General features: G+C 67.1%; 14 protein-coding genes and 1 tRNA gene. 5 read left to right on the top strand and 10 right to left on the bottom strand.

Going from position 1 to position 16,118, the window contains the following annotated elements; genetic code table 11:
• Positions 1-42 precede the first annotated feature (42 nt).
• The 4 genes from EPN51_RS01150 to EPN51_RS01135 form a co-directional block, all read right to left on the bottom strand.
• On the bottom strand, positions 43-1,581 hold the full coding sequence (locus tag EPN51_RS01150; protein WP_293035121.1) for a SulP family inorganic anion transporter: 1,539 nt from the start codon (positions 1,579-1,581) through the stop codon (positions 43-45).
• Positions 1,582-1,824: 243 nt separating this feature from the next.
• Positions 1,825-2,850 (bottom strand): NAD(P)H-dependent glycerol-3-phosphate dehydrogenase, encoded by a 1,026-nt coding sequence (locus EPN51_RS01145; RefSeq protein WP_293035120.1) that lies wholly within the window; start codon positions 2,848-2,850, stop codon positions 1,825-1,827.
• A 59-nt stretch (positions 2,851-2,909) separates the two neighbouring features.
• Complete coding sequence (locus EPN51_RS01140) at positions 2,910-4,421, bottom strand: NAD(P)/FAD-dependent oxidoreductase (RefSeq protein WP_293035118.1); 1,512 nt, start codon at positions 4,419-4,421, stop codon at positions 2,910-2,912.
• Positions 4,422-4,604: 183 nt separating this feature from the next.
• Complete coding sequence (locus EPN51_RS01135) at positions 4,605-5,096, bottom strand: YajQ family cyclic di-GMP-binding protein (RefSeq protein ID WP_293035116.1); 492 nt, start codon at positions 5,094-5,096, stop codon at positions 4,605-4,607.
• Between the two features lie 69 nt (positions 5,097-5,165).
• On the opposite strand from EPN51_RS01135, the gene EPN51_RS01130 reads away from it, so the two are divergent.
• Positions 5,166-5,249: transfer RNA gene (locus tag EPN51_RS01130), tRNA-Tyr, on the top strand.
• Positions 5,250-5,558: 309 nt separating this feature from the next.
• Positions 5,559-5,762, top strand: a complete 204-nt coding sequence (locus EPN51_RS01125; RefSeq protein WP_293035114.1) for a hypothetical protein — start codon at positions 5,559-5,561, stop codon at positions 5,760-5,762.
• A 145-nt stretch (positions 5,763-5,907) separates the two neighbouring features.
• Here EPN51_RS01125 and EPN51_RS01120 read toward each other — a convergent pair whose 3' ends face one another.
• The 5 genes from EPN51_RS01120 to EPN51_RS01100 all read right to left on the bottom strand — a co-directional run bounded on the left by EPN51_RS01120 (position 5,908) and on the right by EPN51_RS01100 (position 12,079).
• Positions 5,908-7,263 (bottom strand): hypothetical protein, encoded by a 1,356-nt coding sequence (locus EPN51_RS01120; protein ID WP_293035423.1) that lies wholly within the window; start codon positions 7,261-7,263, stop codon positions 5,908-5,910.
• 74 nt (positions 7,264-7,337) lie between these two features.
• Positions 7,338-8,567 carry a cytochrome P450 gene (locus EPN51_RS01115; protein WP_293035112.1) on the bottom strand — a complete coding sequence of 410 codons (1,230 nt, stop codon included), beginning with the start codon at positions 8,565-8,567 and terminating at the stop codon, positions 7,338-7,340.
• 174 nt (positions 8,568-8,741) lie between these two features.
• Positions 8,742-9,629, bottom strand: a complete 888-nt coding sequence (locus EPN51_RS01110; RefSeq protein WP_293035110.1) for an NYN domain-containing protein — start codon at positions 9,627-9,629, stop codon at positions 8,742-8,744.
• A 27-nt stretch (positions 9,630-9,656) separates the two neighbouring features.
• A complete protein-coding gene (locus tag EPN51_RS01105) occupies positions 9,657-10,832 on the bottom strand; it encodes an FAD-binding domain (RefSeq protein WP_293035108.1) in 1,176 nt (391 codons plus the stop codon).
• A complete protein-coding gene (locus tag EPN51_RS01100) occupies positions 10,829-12,079 on the bottom strand; it encodes a cytochrome P450 (RefSeq protein WP_293035106.1) in 1,251 nt (416 codons plus the stop codon). The genes EPN51_RS01105 and EPN51_RS01100 overlap by 4 nt, the downstream gene beginning before the upstream one ends.
• Positions 12,080-12,279: 200 nt before the next feature.
• Between EPN51_RS01100 and galT the strand changes: the two genes are divergently transcribed.
• The 3 genes from galT to EPN51_RS01085 all read left to right on the top strand — a co-directional run bounded on the left by galT (position 12,280) and on the right by EPN51_RS01085 (position 15,373).
• Positions 12,280-13,380 carry a galactose-1-phosphate uridylyltransferase gene (gene galT / locus EPN51_RS01095; RefSeq protein WP_366509360.1) on the top strand — a complete coding sequence of 367 codons (1,101 nt, stop codon included), beginning with the start codon at positions 12,280-12,282 and terminating at the stop codon, positions 13,378-13,380.
• Positions 13,377-14,468 carry a galactokinase gene (locus tag EPN51_RS01090; RefSeq protein ID WP_293035104.1) on the top strand — a complete coding sequence of 364 codons (1,092 nt, stop codon included), beginning with the start codon at positions 13,377-13,379 and terminating at the stop codon, positions 14,466-14,468. Before galT ends, EPN51_RS01090 begins: the two co-directional genes overlap by 4 nt.
• A 200-nt stretch (positions 14,469-14,668) precedes the next feature.
• Positions 14,669-15,373 (top strand): PAS and ANTAR domain-containing protein, encoded by a 705-nt coding sequence (locus EPN51_RS01085; RefSeq protein WP_293035102.1) that lies wholly within the window; start codon positions 14,669-14,671, stop codon positions 15,371-15,373.
• A gap of 4 nt (positions 15,374-15,377) precedes the next feature.
• Here EPN51_RS01085 and EPN51_RS01080 read toward each other — a convergent pair whose 3' ends face one another.
• The gene (locus EPN51_RS01080) at positions 15,378-15,863 is read right to left on the bottom strand and encodes a hypothetical protein (RefSeq protein ID WP_293035100.1); all 486 of its coding nucleotides are present in this window, start codon (positions 15,861-15,863) and stop codon (positions 15,378-15,380) included.
• Positions 15,864-16,118: the final 255 nt, after the last annotated feature.

Here is a 16,118-nt window from a genome sequence, read left to right as displayed (position 1 = left end):
GAGTCGCCGCGGCCGCCGCAGGGCAGGCCGCGTGCCGCGCAATTACGCCGCGGCCCCCGGGCTTTGCGCCTCGACGAGCGGTTCGTGCGCGTCGCGATGACCCGTCTTGACCGCACCCTGGAGGTGAACCGTCCCGCCCGTCGCCTCGTGCTGTAGCTGCCAGTCGGTAATCGCTTGGTGCGCAGCGTGATCGAGGTGGTGCACCGAAATGGCCACCGTCACCGTCGCGCCCCGCGGAACCGATGTCAGCACCCGAGTCAGTCTCGGTAGCGCCAGGAAGGTGCAGGCCGCGCCCTCGATGGCCACCCGCCATTCGCCGGCGCCCGGCTTGGCCTCGATCTTGGCCCGGATCACCCGCCATCCGGTCAGCGCGATGGCCAGCGCGAGTCCGATCAGCACCCCGTGCAGCAGGTTGAGGAAGATGACGCTGACGGCCGTCACCACGTACACCGTGAGATCGCCGTGCTTCATTGCGGTTTCGATGTGGGCCGGCTTCAGCAGCTGAATGCCGATGACGATGAGCAGACCGGCAAGCGCGGCGGTGGGGATCTCCTCGACCAGGCCGGCGAACGGAATGCTGAACAGCAGGATCCAGACGCCGTGCATGATCGCCGAGGCGCGGGATTTGGCGCCCGCGTAGACATTTGTCGAGCTGCGGACGATGACCCCCGTGATCGGCAGCCCTCCGACGGCGCCCGAGATGACGTTGGCGGTCCCCTGTCCCACCAGCTCGCGGTTGAAGTCGGTGCGTGGCCCGTTGTGCATCCGGTCGACCGACACCGCTGACAGCAGACTCTCGACGCTGGCAATGAGCGCGACGGTGATCACCCCGATGGTGAAGGCGCCCCAGTTGCCGTGGGGAAGGTCGGGTAGCCGCAGCGCGTCCAGCGGTGACCCCTCGAGGTTGATCCGGCTCACGTGGAACGGGAGGACGACCGACATCACCGTCACCGCGACGATCGCCACCAGGGGAGCCGGAACGCGGCGCACGTTGGCGGGCATCCACCGCCAGGCGACCAGGATGACGATCACCAGGACGCCCAGGATCAAACCCGGCCGGTGGGCACCCATGATTTGACCCGGTAGGCCGATCAGGTTGTGCCAGGCCGTGCTCTTGGACTTTCCGCCCAGCAACACGTGCGCCTGTTGTAGGGCGATTGTGATGCCGATGCCGGCCAGCATGGCGTGCACGACGACCGGCGAAATCGCAAGGGCGGCGCGCGCAACGCGGCTGAGCCCCAGCAGAACCTGCACGATTCCGGCGGCAACGGTGATCAAACACGTGACGCCCCAACCGAACTCGGAAATCAGGTCGGCAATGACGACGGTCAGCCCCGCCGCGGGGCCACTGACTTGTAGCGGGGATCCCCCCAGGGCTCCGGCGACGATCCCCCCGACGATCCCGGCGATCAGGCCGGCGAGCACCGGGGCGCCCGACGCGATCGCGATCCCCAATGACAGGGGAAGCGCGACCAGGAAAACCACCAGCGAAGACGGCAGGTCATGCCGGATGACGCCGCGCAATCGGTCGGCGCGCGGCTCGATGCGGCCCCGGTCGCCCACCTGTTCAGAGTTTTGCATCGGTCCCGTCCCTCGTTGGGTGTCAGCGGGGGATGTTCCGACATCCGCCGAATCCTGCGGTCAATCACGTCTTCGTAACATGTTGGCGTGCAGAGGATTACGACCGGATAACGCGTAGCGCGCACCCGCAAACCACTGGCTATCGGGTCTGACGGTATTTTGCCGGGAAACCGGGGTCAAGCTGACGCGACCGGCCCATAGAGAACGCAAAGATTTGAATTTCCCAGGGGTGCGGCGCCTAGGTCAGAAGCCCGAGCCGTACACCTCGTGGCCGGGGACCTCGGCGATCAGGCCCCGGTAGGCCTCCTCAACGGACGAGCCGTGGTTGATCACGGCGTCGACTTCACGGGCGATGGGCATGGTGAGGCCGAACTCGTTGGCGAATTCCATGATCACGCTGGCGGCTTTGACACCCTCGGCGACCTGGTTCATCGACGCGATGATCTCGTCGATCGGCTTGCCCGCCCCCAGTTGTTCACCGACGTGACGGTTACGGCTGCGCTGGCTGGTGCAGGTGACGATGAGGTCGCCCAGGCCGGCCAGCCCTGGGAAGGTATCGGGGTCGCCGCCCACCGCGACGCCGAGCTTCGTCATCTCGCGCAACGCGCGGGCGATCACCAGCGCGCGGGTGTTTTCGCCGATGCCCAGCGAGTACCCCATGCCCACGGCGATCGCGAACACGTTCTTGAGCGCCCCGGCCATTTCCGCTCCGATGACGTCGTCGGTGGTGTACACGCGGAAGCGCCGGGTGCGGAACACGCCCGACAGCCGCGTCGCCAGGTGTTGGTCGGGCATGGCCAGCACCGCGGCGGCGGCGTAACCCTCGGCGACCTCGCGTGCGATGTTCGGGCCGGCCAGGATGCCCGCGGGGTGCCCGGGCAACACCTCCTCGACGATCTGGGACATCCGCATGTTGGTGCCCTGCTCGAGCCCTTTGACCAGTGACACCACCGGCACCCACGGCCGCAGTTCCTTGGCCAGCTCGGTGAGCACCCCGCGGAAGCCGTGCGAGGGCACGCCCATGACGACGACGTCGGCCGAGTTCGCCGCCTCGGCGAAGTCGGTGGTCGCGCGCAGCGTGTCGCTCAGGATGACGTCGTTGCCGAGGTAGCGGCTGTTGCGGTGGTTGTCGTTGATGTCGGTGGCGGTCTCCTCGGAGCGCACCCACTGCAGGGTCGGCCCGCGGCGCGCGCAGATTGAGGCCACGGTGGTGCCCCAGGAACCGCCACCGAGGACAACGACTTCGGGTTCGCGCATCGCAGATGCCATGGCGATCAGCGTATTGCCGCCATCCGAGATTTAGAAGCAGTTCACCAACTCCCCCGCGCCTACCCGGCCAGGGGCTCCCGGTCGGCGACGCGGCCGAACACCATCGCCTCGTCGATGCGGTCGAAGCGGTAGTCGATCGCGTCGGCGAGATAGTTCTGCCGCACGTTCCACGGCCGCTTGGTGCCCGACTTCGGCAGCGCGTGCACCGAGCGCAGTACGTAGCCGGCGTTGATGTCCCACGACGGCTTCTCGGTCATCGGCTCGTTGCCGCGGTGCGGGGCGGCGTGCGTGTAGCCGTGAGAGGTCATGTGTTTCATGAGTTTTGCCGTTGCCCGGGCGGTGATGTCGGCCCGCAGCGTCCACGACGCGTTGGTGTAGCCGACACACCAGAACAGGTTTGGCACGTCTTCGAGCATGTGCGCTTTGTAGACGAAGCGGTCGCTGGTCTTGATCTCGTTGCCGTCCAGGCTGATCGTGGCGCCGCCGAGTGCCTGCAGCTGCAGGCCGGTGGCGGTGACGATGACGTCGGCGTCGAGGTGCCTCCCGGATTTGAGCGCGATACCCGTGGCGTCGAAATGGTCGATGTGGTCGGTGACCACGTCCGCGCGCCCGGAGGCGATGGCCTCGTACAGGTCGGCGTCGGGGATCAGGCACATCCGCTGGTCCCACGGGTTGTACCGCGGCTTGAAGTGGGTGTCGACGTCGTACCCCGCCGGCAGGCTGTTGATCGCCTTGCGCCGCAGCAGCCTTCTCACGAACCCCGGCGCCTTGCGGGACAACGCGAAGAACACCGCCTCGGTCAGTGCGCTGTACATGCGGACGACGAGATGAGCGGGCTTGCGGGGCAGTAGTTTCCGGGCGATCGCGGCGACGGTGCCGTACTTGGACGCCGAGATGAGATAGGTGGGCGAGCGCTGCAGCATGGTCACCTGGGCGGCGCGGTCCGACAGCGACGGCAGCAGCGTCACCGCGGTCGCGCCGCTGCCGATCACCACGACCTTCTTGCCGGCGTAGTCCAGGTCCTCGGGCCAGTGCTGGGGGTGCACCACCGTGCCCGTGAACTCTTCGATGCCCGGGAAGTCGGGGGTGTAGCCCTCGTCGTAGTTGTAGTAGCCACTGCCGAAGAACACGAAGCGACCGCGGTAGAGCTTGCGTGCCCCGTCCTGCTCGACGGTGACCGTCCAGGTGTCGGTCGAGGAGTCCCAGTCCGCCGAGCGCACGTAGCTGTTGAACCGGATGTGGCGGTCGATGCCGTACATGCGCGCGGTGGCATTCAGATACTCGCGGATGTGCACACCGTCGGCCACGCCCTCTTTGCGGGTCCACGGCTCGAACGGGAAGGACAGGGTGAAGATGCTGCTGTCCGAGCGCACCCCGGGGTAGCGGAACAGGTCCCACGTCCCGCCGATCTGCGCGCGCCGCTCCAGGACGGTGTACGTCAGCTGCGGATTGCGTTCGCTAATCCGATAGGCCGCGTCGATGCCGGAGATGCCGGCGCCGACGATGATGACGTCGAAGTAGTCGGCCTCGGTCGCGCCGTCGCCGGCGGCCTCCTGGGGAGTCACGGTCATCGTGAACCTCGCTCAAATCGTGGGACTCGTCACCAGCGTAGAGACCCACCGGTTGGTCGGGCTAGGAACCGGCCAAAACGGGTCACATTGCGCCGGCTAGGGCTCGCTTCGGACCGCGAGCGTAACCGCACTGCGAAAAAGTGCGCCCGAAATCGCAGTGCCGTTACGCTCGCGCCCCGGGGATCAGCGGTAGTTGACGAACTGCAGGGCCACGTCCAGGTCGGCCTGCTTCAGCATCGCTTGGACGGCCTGCAGGTCGTCCCGCTTCTTGCTGGTGACCCGGATTTCGTCGCCCTGGATCTGGGTCTTGACGGACTTGGGCCCGTCGTCGCGGATCAGTTTGGTGATCTTCTTGGCGTTCTCGCTGGTGATGCCCTGTTTGAGGTTGCCGCTGACCTTGTAGGTCTTGCCGGAGGCCTGTGGCTCGCCGGCGTCGAAGGCCTTCATGGAGATGTCGCGGCGGATCAGCTTCTCCTTGAAGACGTCGACGGCCGCCTTGACGCGTTCCTCCGTGGACGACGTCAGCTCGATAGCCTCGTCGCCCTTCCAGGCGATGGTGGTGTCGGTGCCGCGGAAGTCGAAGCGGGTGGCCAGCTCCTTGGCGGCCTGGTTGAGCGCGTTGTCGACCTCTTGGCGATCCACTTTGCTGACAATGTCGAACGATGAGTCCGCCATGCATTCCGTCCCTTCATCCGGTGATAGGCGTTTGTGCTTTGTCTACTCGCTCGTTGTAACCTTTCTGGCGGCAGGTTGCCCGAGCGGCCAATGGGAGCGGACTGTAAATCCGTCGCGAAAGCTTCACTGGTTCGAATCCAGTACCTGCCACCACCAGCTTTTGCAGGTCAAAGCGCCTTGATGGTCCCGTGCAGGATGCCCGCACCCTGCCGTCCGACGGTTGCAGGCACGCGGGCCGTCCGCAACCCGTGGGTTTTCGGTTTGCTCGGCGCCGTCGCCTCGCGCGCCGTGTGGTTTTTCCGTCACACCTGTGATGGCGCCGCCCAGGGCTGGGGGTGCCGCTGTGCGACACGTGCGCAATTTCTACGAAATTAGTTGTAAAAATTTGCGCCAAACCGGTGTGGCGGGTGCCGGTGCGGGTACCGCTGGAGGAGCGCGATTTCCTAGGGGGGCGACGTGTCCATGAGTCCCGCCACAATCTCAGTACTGCGCGAGTGCCGTACGGCACTGACCACGGCGCGCGAATCGGCCCTCTCCGCCCAGACCGACCTGGCCGGTGTCCGCACGGCGCGTGCCGCCGAGCTGGCCGAGAAGATCGCCGATGCCATGGCTTTCGTTGACCGGCTTTGCTTCGTCGTCCAATGCGACCAACGCGCCGGACAGTGAGGTTTGGCCATGAAAGACTCTGCCACAACACTTTTCACGCCAGCACCACCACCGGCGCCGGCGCAGTGACCAAGCAAGGCACCCTTTCGGTTCGACTCCTCCAATCCATCGACCGGGAGGGTGTCTTTTGCCGTCCGAACGGACGTCAGAACCAGGGCCCGGGGTAGTGACCGTCCTGGTCTTGCACCATGACGATCTCCTTGCATTCGCCATTGGACGACGGCGCGGTCTCACCACGGCACACGAGTGTCCATCCGGATATCCGCTCGAACGGGCGTATCGACCAGCTGGACGCGACGGGATCCGTTCGGGGTAGGGCGATCACCGAGAACGTGCCGCCGCCGGCGATGTAGAGGTGGTCTTCGAAGAACGCCAGCTTGGAAATCGACAGTTTCTTGGCGTCGTCCCGGTTCTTCAGGAGCTCCCACTGTTGGCTGCGCAGATTCCACACCCCGAAGCCGAACGAGGAGTTGTCTGAATTGTGGCCGTCGACAAACAGTTTCCCACCGGACAACGCCGCCGTCAGCCCGCCGCCGGAAATCCGATCCGAATCGCCGATCCTGATGATGGACTTTGCGTTGAGGTCATAGAACATCGTCGACACCGCCGGCGTGTTGTTCGAATCCCAGTGGGTGAGCTTTACCAATTTGTTTGGGCCGTCGGTCAACTCGGCGTCCACGGACTGCACGTCGTTGTCCTGATAGATCGCTTCCCCGCTCGGCCGGCGCAGCTCGGCCCCCGAGGTCTTGGCAGGCTCGGTGTTGCGTTGAAAGGAAAGAACGTCCTGCCAGACCCGAGCGGGCTGGGGATCGTTCCACATGATCGACAGGTCGGCGGCGGAGAGGACCACGGTCCGCGGCGGCGACGCGGCGGCGTGGCCGTCGGTGAAGGCGTTCACCCACGCCACGCCCGATGCGGTCGAGGCCAGTCCCCATTCCCTCGGGGCGGCCAACTTCAGGTCGGGCGACGGCGGCTGCAGTTCTTTGACGGCGACCTGCCGGCCCGTCGCCCAGTCGTAGGAATACGCGGTGGCCTTGGAGGTTTCGGGCGCCGCGGCCGGCGCCGGCTTGACGGTCGTGACCACGTACACGACCTTCAGGTCGTCGGCGCTGCCGGTCAGCGCGCACATGGCGCCGGTGAGGTTCTCACCGGCGGGAACCGCAGGGATGGCGGGGGCGACGTATTGTCCCGTTTTCGGGTCGAAGATTTTCGGCCGGATGTCCTCGAGTGCCAATTTGCCGGCCGAAAAAGCCTGTGGGCAACCGAAATACGCCGTGCCGCCGTAGCTTTTCCAGTCCTTTTCCAGCGGGCCCGTTATCGGGGCGGGCCCGGGCGCCGCACGGGTGCCGGTTTTCGAAGTCGACGTCGGGGAGGTGGGGGTGAGCGGGGGCGCCGACACGGTTTCCGAACAGGATGCCAGGACCAGGCAGGCGACCGACGCGACCGCCGGTCCCCAGGCGGACAGCCGGCGTCGCGCCGCATGCCCCTGGGCAGCACGCATCGAAAGCCCCCGTGAAGTTCGCATAACCACAGGAGCGTAAAGCCGCCCCGATGCAACCGCGACTCGGCGGATGACTAGCGGTCGAACTCCAGGGGCAAACTCAGGGGGCCGCTCAGGGTCCCCATCGGCTTCCACGGCGCCGGTCCGGCGATGCGTGGATTGACCAGGCGGCCGGTCAAGACGGTCAGCGCCTCGGCGATTTCGCGCCTGGCCAGGTTGGCGCCGAGGCAGTAATGCGCGCCGCCGCCGAACGTCAGGATGGGCGGGGCGCCCTCGCGGGTGATATCGACGCGGTCCGGGTCGTCGTAGACCGCGGGATCACGGTTTGCCGCACCGGTGTTCACCAGGACCATCGTGCCGGCGGGGAACACGTAGCCGTCGACGTCGGCGTCCTGGGCCACCAGCCGCAGCGTCCCGCACACGATCGGCGAGTGACGCATGGTCTCCTCGACGGCACGCATCGCCAACTCGGGCCGCCGGCGCAAGAGCTCCCACTGCCGCCGATGCCGGCACAGCAGGTGCACCGAGGCGGCGACCTGGTTGCGGGTGGTGTCCGTCCCCGCCAGCAGCAGGCCCCCGGCGAGCATGCGCAGTTCGGCCGCGTTGAGGCGGTCGCCCCCTGCCTCGGCGCGAATCAGGTCGGACAGCAGGTCATCGGTCAGGCTGTGCCGGCGGCGGGCGACCATCTCGTCGACGTAGGCGTCGAGCTGGTGCCACGCGCGCATCACGACGGGCTCGACCTCGGTCAGATCGACGGTGAAGCTGAAGGCCTTGAAGACGTCGTCCGCCCACCGGGAGAACTGTTGCCAGTCCTCGCGGGGCGCCCCGAGCAGCGCGCAGATGATCGGGACGGGATACGGGCGGGCGATGTCGGTGACGACGTCACAGCGGCCGTCGTCGGCCACCCGATCGACCAAGTCGTTCAGCACGCCGACCATGGTGTCGTGCAGGCGCAGCGTGGCCTTCGGCGTGAACGCCTTGGAGGTCAGGCTCCGCAGCCGGTGGTGCGCGTCGCCCTCGAGGCACAGCAGGCTGTTGACCACCTTGTCCCACAGCGGGCCCGAAGTGATGCCCTGGACAAGGAGATTCAGGCCGGGCGGGATCTGGAATCGCGTATCCCGCAGTATGGACCGGACCATGTGGTAGGAGAGCACCTCGGGGCCGTGCGGTCCCAGCGCGACGGGGGCCTGGCGTTGCGCCTCCCGCAGGCGCGGGTAGATCTCCGCGGGTGTTTCGTCGTCGCCGTAGGACAGGGTGGGTAGATCGGCATCGAAAACGCTTGGGGGAGCGGCACCGACGGTCATGACGGTCTCCTCATCGATCCCCCACCAGCTGCGGACGACTTTCAGACAATGTATGGCCACCGCAGGGGGCTGTCAACGACATCGGCGAACCGACGCGGTAACGAACCGGCCGTTCGGGGAAAACGCCATACACACGCAAGGAAATGCATTGCCGCGACGGGCGCGCCGCGATGCTCAATCGTGTGCGCGCAGCCGCACCATCCGCGTCGTCGACGTCTCATCCAGCTCGACGACGTCGGACCGCGAACGCAGGAAATCGCTGAATGACCGGAAACCCAAAGACTTTTCGCCGAACGAGGGATCCATGCGCCTCATCTGTGCCTTCACCGCGGAGTTGTGCAGCCAGTCGACGTCGTCTTTCTCCAAGCCGATCTGCAACGCCCGCGTCAGCAGCGCGGTGGCGGCGGCTTGCGCGTCGGGCGGCTCCGGCTCCTCGGGCTGAGCCGCCTTGGTGCGCCCGCCGCGTCGCTTCGGCGGGTCCGCCTCGGCCGGTGCGGGCTCGCGTTCGAGCACCGGAACCCCCGGCAGCGCGTCGTACACGACGAACTCCTCACAAGCCGCGGCCAGCGCCCGGCTCGAAGCACCGGCCACCCCAATGCCCACCACGTACCGGCCGAGCCTCTTGCAGCGCTGGGCCAATGGGATGTAATCGGAGTCGCCGGCCACGATCACCACGTGGGTCAGGTCGGGCAGCCGGAACATGTCCTCGACCGCGTCGACGGCCAACCGGATGTCGGCGCCGTTCTTGCCGTAGGCGGCCGCGGGGAACAGCTGCACCAGATCGACCGCGCGGGCCACCAACTGCCCGCGGTACCCGGCGTTGATATCCGCCGACCAGTCCGCGTAGGCGCGGGTGAGGACCAGGGTCCCGAACGACGAGGCGAAGTCGAGGATCGCGCCGACGTCGACCGTCGCCCGGTCCAGCCGCTCGGAACACTGCTCGAGCCCCTTGGCTTTGTCCTTCTGAAACGAATTCCGTCCGTGAATCTGGTCGTACCGGGAGATCACGATGTTGTCGAAGTCGAGGTAGACGGCCACGCGGGCCGCAACCGGTTCGGTCATGCACTAGATCATTGCCGAGCCGGCCCGTTATCGATAGCTACCGTCGTAGTCGGGCAGCTCGAAGTCGTCGCGCACATCGCCCGCGAGAAGCCTCGTCATCGGGCCAAAATTCATGGTGCGCATCGCCACGTTGCGCAACCACAGCCCGAATCGGGTCCGGGTGGCGAAGAACCCGATGAACCGTGCCGCACCGGCCTGCTTGCTTTCGATGAAGGGACGCAGGCGCGCCTCGTAGTCATCGAACGCGCGCCGATGGTCGCCCCCGGCGCGCGCGAGTTCACCGGCCAGCACGTAGGCCTCGGTGATGGCCAGGCCGGTGCCCTCGCCGCCTAGCAGCGAAATGCAGCCGGCCGCGTCGCCGACCAGCAGCACCCGGCCCCGCGACCAGCGGTCCATCTGGATCTGGCTGACGACGTCGAAGTAGAGGTCTTTGGCATCGTCGAGCGCGGCCAGCATGTCGTTGGCTTCCCAGCCGCAGTCACCGAACGTGTTGCGCAGCTGCGCTTTCGGTGACATGCCGGCGCCACCGTGTTCGGCGCGGAAGATGAACAGGAACGTGGTGCGGTCGCCGCGCAGCGCGAAACGCGCCAATTGGCGCCCGGGTACCGCGTAGGTGACGTAGGCCAGCTCGTCGCGCGGGCGGTATCCGTCGACCACGCAGGCCGCAACCTTGCAGCCCAGGTAGCGCTCGAATTGTTCCTCCGGGCCGAAGACCAGGCGGCGCACGTTGGAATGCAGTCCGTCGGCGCCGATCACCAGGTCGAATTCGCGTGTGCCGCCGCCCTCGAGGGTGAGCCGGACGCCGTCGTCGTCCTCGTCGACGGCGGCGATGCTGTCGCCGAAGACCGTTTCGACCTTGTCCTCGATGGTGGCGTAGATCGCGGCGGCCAGATCGCCGCGCGGCAGGCTGGTGAAGTCGGTGCCGAGGAGCCGGCGAAAGGCGTTCACGTCCACGTCCGCCTTGACCTCGCCGCGCGCGCCGACCGAACGGAGCAGTTCCATCTCGTATCCGGCGGCCCGGATCGGCCCCTCGATGCCCATGCGCGTGGCCACCTGGTAGCCGACGCCCCAGAAGTCGATCATGTAGCCGCCGGTGCGGAATTGCTGCGCCTGCTCGATCAGCGTCGGCGTGTGGCCGGTGCGATGCAGCCAGTGGGCTAGCGCCGCCCCGGCCACACCGGCACCGCTGATGGCGATTCTCATGACGCGACGGGGCGGCCGCCTCGATAGTCGACCTGCCAGTGCTTGATGCCGTTGATGAACGACGAACGCAGCCGCTGCGGGTCCTCCAACGGGGTCAGGTCGGGCAGGTGGTCGGCGAGCGCATTGAACATCAGGTCGATCGTCATGCGGGCCAGGTTGGCGCCGATGCAGTAGTGCGCCCCGGTTCCACCGAAACCGACATGCGGGTTGGGGCTGCGCACGATGTCGAAGGTGAACGGGTCGTCGAAGACCTCTTCGTCGAAGTTGGCCGAGCGATAGAACAGCACCACGCGCTGTCCCTTCTCGATGGTCGCGCCACCGAGCTCGGTGTCCCGGCACGCGGTGCGCTGAAACGCGGTGATCGGTGTGGCCCAACGGATTATCTCGTCGGCCGCGGTCGTGGGTCGCTGCGCCTTGAACAGCTCCCACTGGTCGGGATAGTCGGTGAAGGCCATCATTCCCTGCGTGATCGAGTTGCGCGTCGTCTCGTTTCCGGCGACGGCCAGCGTGACCACGAACATGCCGAACTCCGCCTCCGACAGGCGCTGGCCGTCCGCGCCGGCCTGGATCAACGTGGTGACGATGTCGTCACCCGGTTCCTGCCGCTTTTCGGCGGCCAATTGCATGGCGTACCACATCAATTCGCCCGCCGAGGCCAGCGCGTCGTTGCCGGCGAATTCCGGGTCGTCGCTGCCGATCATGTTGTTCGTCCAGTCGAACAGCTTGTCATAGTCCTGGTGCGGAACCCCGAGCAGCGCGGAGATGGCCTGCAGCGGCAACTCGCAGGCCACCTGGCGGACGAAATCGCCCGAGGCCGCCGTCGCGGCCTCGGTGACGATGCGCCGCGCCCGCTCGGAAAGTTCGGCCCGCAGCCGCTCGACCGCGCGGGGCGTGAAGGCCCGCGAGACGATCTTGCGCAACCGGCTGTGCTCGGGATCGTCCATCATGATCATCGACGCCCGGCCCGCCTCAATCTGCCCGGCCGCCAGGTCTTCCCGGTAGCGCGGGACGATCGACTTCGCCGCCGACGAGAACACGTCGCTGCGCAGCGAGACGTCACGAACGTCGCGGTGCTTGGTCACCGCCCAGTAGCCGCCATCGCCGAACCCGCCCTGTCCCGGCGCCTGCTCGTTCCACCAGACCGGTTCGGTGGCGCGCAGTTCGGCGAACTCCTGCACCGGCAACCGGTGCGCGTAGATGTCGGGATCGGTGAAATCAAAGTCCGGCGGAAGGTTCGGTGTGGCCATGGGATTTCTCCTCGGCTGTGGCTACGGACCGCGGCGGTCAGCAAGATGGTAGCCGCGTGCGGGCGCGATCGGTAGCAAAGCGAAGCGAAGCGTCGCGGGTCGGCGCGCCGTGCGCGCGTTCGCAGGCCCCTGTCCGCGAGCAGTCGCAGAATCGCACTCTCCCCGCCGGGACACACCTGAGCAAGCTAGTCTTCGACATCGTGACGGGGCCGACGCGGGCGAAGCTGGCTGACGGTCGTGACCTGCTGTTCTTTGCGTTGCCCGGGCATCGTCCCGCGCCGGTCGAGGATCGCCGGCCGCTGCCGGCGCGTGCCACCGAACCCGCTGCGCAGTCGCAATTGCGGTTCGACCGGACCACCGGGCAGTGGGTGATCATCGCGGCGCTGCGCCAGGACCGCACCTACAAGCCACCGCCGGAGGCGTGCCCGCTGTGTCCGGGCCCGACCGGGCTGACCAGCGAGGTGCCCGCGCGCGACTACGACGTCGTCGTGTTCGAGAACCGCTTTCCCAGCCTGTCCGGCGCGGGGACCCCGGCCCCCCTGCCCGCCGCCGGCGGCGTCGACGGCTTTGTGTCCGCCCCGGCGCATGGCCGCTGCGAGGTGATCTGCTTTTCGGCCGACCACACCGCGTCCTTCGCCGAGTTGACGCCGGCGCATGCGCGGCTGGTGGTCGAGGCGTGGCGGCACCGCACGGCCGATTTGCTGGCCGTACCGGGCATCGAGCAGGTGTTCTGTTTCGAGAACCGCGGTGAGGAAATCGGGGTCACGTTGACCCATCCGCACGGTCAGATTTACGGCTATCCCTATCTGACGCCGCGGACCGCCGCCATGCTGGAGCAGGCACAGGAATACCGAAAGCAGCACGGCGGCAACCTCTTCGGTGATCTGTTGGCCCGCGAGGTCGCCGACGGCGGCCGCATTGTCGCGCGCAATGAGTTGTTCACCGCCTTCGTGCCGTTCGCGGCGCGCTGGCCGGTCGAGGTGCACATCTACCCGAATAGGTTCCTGCCCAACGTGATAGGCCTCGACGAGGACGAAGTGGACGGGTTCGTGCATATCTATCTCGACGTGCTCCGGCGCTTCGACCGGATGTATTCCGAACCGCTGCCCTATATTTCGGCGTTACACCAGTATGCCGGCACCGGGGCCCAGGCGGAGGGGTACTTCCACGTCGAACTGATGTCGATCCGGCGCAGCGCCACCAAGCTCAAGTATCTGGCGGCCTCCGAATCGGCGATGGACGCCTTCATCGGCGACGTCACCCCCGAAAGCGTGGCGCAGCGGCTGCGGGAACTGCAGTGACGGTGCGGTACGCCGCGCCGGGGCGGGTCAACCTGATCGGCGAACACACCGACTACAACCTCGGCTTTGCGCTACCGATCGCGTTGCCGCAGCGCACCGTGGCGACCTTCGCGCCGGCCCACGACGACGCGATCACCGTGGTCAGCGATCGCGCGGAAGCCCCCGTGCGCATTCCGGTCGGCACCGCTCCGGGGGAGGTGACCGGCTGGGCGGCCTACGTGGCCGGGGTGATGTGGGCGCTGCGCCGAGGCGGCCACCCGGTGCCCGGCGGCGCGATGTCGATCACCAGCGACGTCGAGATGGGCTCGGGCCTGTCTTCCTCGGCGGCGCTGGAATGCGCGGCGCTGGGCGCGATCGTGTCGGCCGCCGATGTGCACATCGACGCAGGAGAGCAGGCCCGGCTCGCCCAGCGGGCCGAAAACGAGTATGTCGGTGCGCCAACCGGTTTGCTCGACCAGCTTGCCTCGCTATTCGGCCGGCCGGCGACGGCGGTGCTGATCGACTTCTGGAGCCTCGGCATCACGCCGGTGGCTTTCGACCCGGACGCCGCCGGAGTTGCCCTGCTGCTGATCGACTCCCGGGAGCGCCACCGCCACGCCGGCGGTGACTACGCGGCCAGGCGCCGGTCATGCGAGCGGGCGGCCGCCGATCTGGTGGCGTCGTCACTGCGTGAGGTGGGCGATCGCGGACCCGCCGACTTGGCCGCCGTGCGGGACCCGGTCGACGCCCGTCGCGCCCGCCACGTGCTCACGGAAAACCAGAGGGTCATCGATTGCGTTGCGGCGTTGCGCGATTCGAACTACCCCGAAGCCGGGTTGATCTTCACCGCCTCGCACGCCTCCATGCGTGACGACTTCGAGATCACCACGGAACGCATCGACCTGATCGCGGACACCGCGGTGCGGGCGGGTGCGTTCGGGGCGCGGATGACCGGCGGCGGATTCGGCGGCTGTGTGATCGCCCTGGTGCCGGTCGAGCGCGCCGGGCTGGTCGGTGAGGCGGTGCGGCGGGCCGCGGTCGATGCGGGTTTCGAGCGACCCCTCGTCACTCGGACCCGCGCGGCCGCGGGCGCGGGCCCGTGCGGGTGAGCGAGCCCAAAAGTTACTCGTCCGGCAATTTTGTTGATTCCGTGGTGACCACCGGTCAGAAACTGTAACCTCACGGCCATGGGGGTAGGTCGCTCCAGCATGCGCAATGCCAATTTTCCTGCCCGGGCGGCAGCGGTCCACCTGAGATCGCGAATGCTTTGCGCCGCCAGCCCGATTGCCCTCGACGCGAAACGTCCGCCGTGTCTTGGAAACTAGACGGCGTGGCCGGGGCGGTCGAGCGGGATCTGGCCGGCGCCATACCGCAGCGCGTGGGCTGGTTCCGCTTCTACTTCGAGGGCGAGCGCTGGGTGTGGTCCGACGAAGTCCAGCGCATGCACGGCTACCAACCCGGCACCGTGACACCCACCACCGAGCTGGTGCTGTCGCACAAACATCCGGCCGACCGCCCTCAGGTGACCGACGGCATCAACGACATGATCAGGCGTCGTCAGGCGTTCAGCACGCGGCATCGCATCGTGGACACCGGCGGCCTCATCCACCATGTCATCGTGGTCGGCGACCGATTCTGCGACGACAACGACGAGGTCATCGGGACCCACGGCTTCTACATCGAAGTCACACCGGTACTCAACCGCAGCCGCGAGGAATCCATCAGCGCCAAGGTCTCCGAGATCGCCGGGCGTCGCGGCGTGATCGACCGCACCAAGGGGATGCTGATGCTGGTCTACGGCCTCGACGAGGACGCCGCGTTCAACATGCTCAAAACGCTGTCCCAATCGAGAAACATGAAGGTCGGGCTGCTCGCCCAACGCATCGCCGAAGACTTCTCGGCGCTGGGCAAGGAAGTCATCACCGCGCGGTCGCGATTCGACCAGCGCCTGCGCGCGGTCACGCACCTGCACGCGCCCCGCGCCGGTGGTCATCCGGACGGCGGCAGCGGCTGAGCGCCTATTCGGCCGCGCTCAATCGGACCGCCCCCAGGTGGAGCCGGTCGACCGCCTCGGCGAACTCGTCGCGTGTCGGCATGCGGTGATCGCGGAACTTCAATCCGATCATGCGCTGTGCGCGCGCCACGCCATAGGACTCGGCGGCGCGCAACAAGAGATCCGAAACGACGGCCCGGTCGCGGATGAGCTCGCCGCGCATCGCCGTCGTCTTGCCGTCGTACACGACTTGGACGGGGCCGCCGTCGCGGAAGTTCTGCTTCCACGGCGCACCGGTCAGCGCGTAAAGCTGATCGTCAATCAGGTGTGCGCTCAACGGAATTGAATACGGACGCCCCGTCTTGCGCCCGGTGAAACTCAACACCATGAATTGCCTGCGCGCGGCGCCGGCGAAGGGACTGCGCAGCAGAAACCCCATCACCGGGTTGATGAGACGCAATAGCGCCGACGGTGGATGCCCGGCATCGACCGCATGTGACTGCTCCGTCATGCGTCTACCGTAGAGCGATCCGGCACGGCGGCCTACCCTTCGTCCGGTGGGGGTGGTCTGTTCGTCGGTGCCGCGCTGGTTTGCGACGCCGAGGTCGATGGGGACGTCTTGTCGCCGGATTTCTGGTGGTCGTGGCCGCAACCGGCAAGCGCCAAACTCAGCGCCATGGAAATGGTTGCTGGCGTCAAATGTTTCGTTAATCCAATCTCCCGAGGATCGGGCCGGTACCAGCGCGGGCCGCGCTGAAATGACAGC

Origin of the sequence: Mycobacterium sp., assembly GCF_004298145.1 — a bacterium.
Classification (GTDB): domain Bacteria; phylum Actinomycetota; class Actinomycetes; order Mycobacteriales; family Mycobacteriaceae; genus Mycobacterium.
The sequence above is the reverse complement of the archived record's forward strand: the minus strand, read 5'-3'. Positions and strand labels throughout refer to the sequence as shown.

Coding starts and splice junctions, on each gene's coding strand:
- EPN51_RS01140 (WP_293035118.1), bottom strand. CDS start 4,421: ATGACCGTGACTCCCCAGGAGGCCGCCGGCGACGGCGCGACCGAGGCC.
- EPN51_RS01115 (WP_293035112.1), bottom strand. CDS start 8,567: ATGACCGTCGGTGCCGCTCCCCCAAGCGTTTTCGATGCCGATCTACCC.
- EPN51_RS01120 (WP_293035423.1), bottom strand. CDS start 7,263: ATGCGTGCTGCCCAGGGGCATGCGGCGCGACGCCGGCTGTCCGCCTGG.
- EPN51_RS01145 (WP_293035120.1), bottom strand. CDS start 2,850: ATGGCATCTGCGATGCGCGAACCCGAAGTCGTTGTCCTCGGTGGCGGT.
- EPN51_RS01105 (WP_293035108.1), bottom strand. CDS start 10,832: ATGAGAATCGCCATCAGCGGTGCCGGTGTGGCCGGGGCGGCGCTAGCC.
- EPN51_RS01125 (WP_293035114.1), top strand. CDS start 5,559: ATGAGTCCCGCCACAATCTCAGTACTGCGCGAGTGCCGTACGGCACTG.
- EPN51_RS01110 (WP_293035110.1), bottom strand. CDS start 9,629: ATGACCGAACCGGTTGCGGCCCGCGTGGCCGTCTACCTCGACTTCGAC.
- EPN51_RS01100 (WP_293035106.1), bottom strand. CDS start 12,079: ATGGCCACACCGAACCTTCCGCCGGACTTTGATTTCACCGATCCCGAC.
- EPN51_RS01080 (WP_293035100.1), bottom strand. CDS start 15,863: ATGACGGAGCAGTCACATGCGGTCGATGCCGGGCATCCACCGTCGGCG.
- EPN51_RS01150 (WP_293035121.1), bottom strand. CDS start 1,581: ATGCAAAACTCTGAACAGGTGGGCGACCGGGGCCGCATCGAGCCGCGC.
- EPN51_RS01135 (WP_293035116.1), bottom strand. CDS start 5,096: ATGGCGGACTCATCGTTCGACATTGTCAGCAAAGTGGATCGCCAAGAG.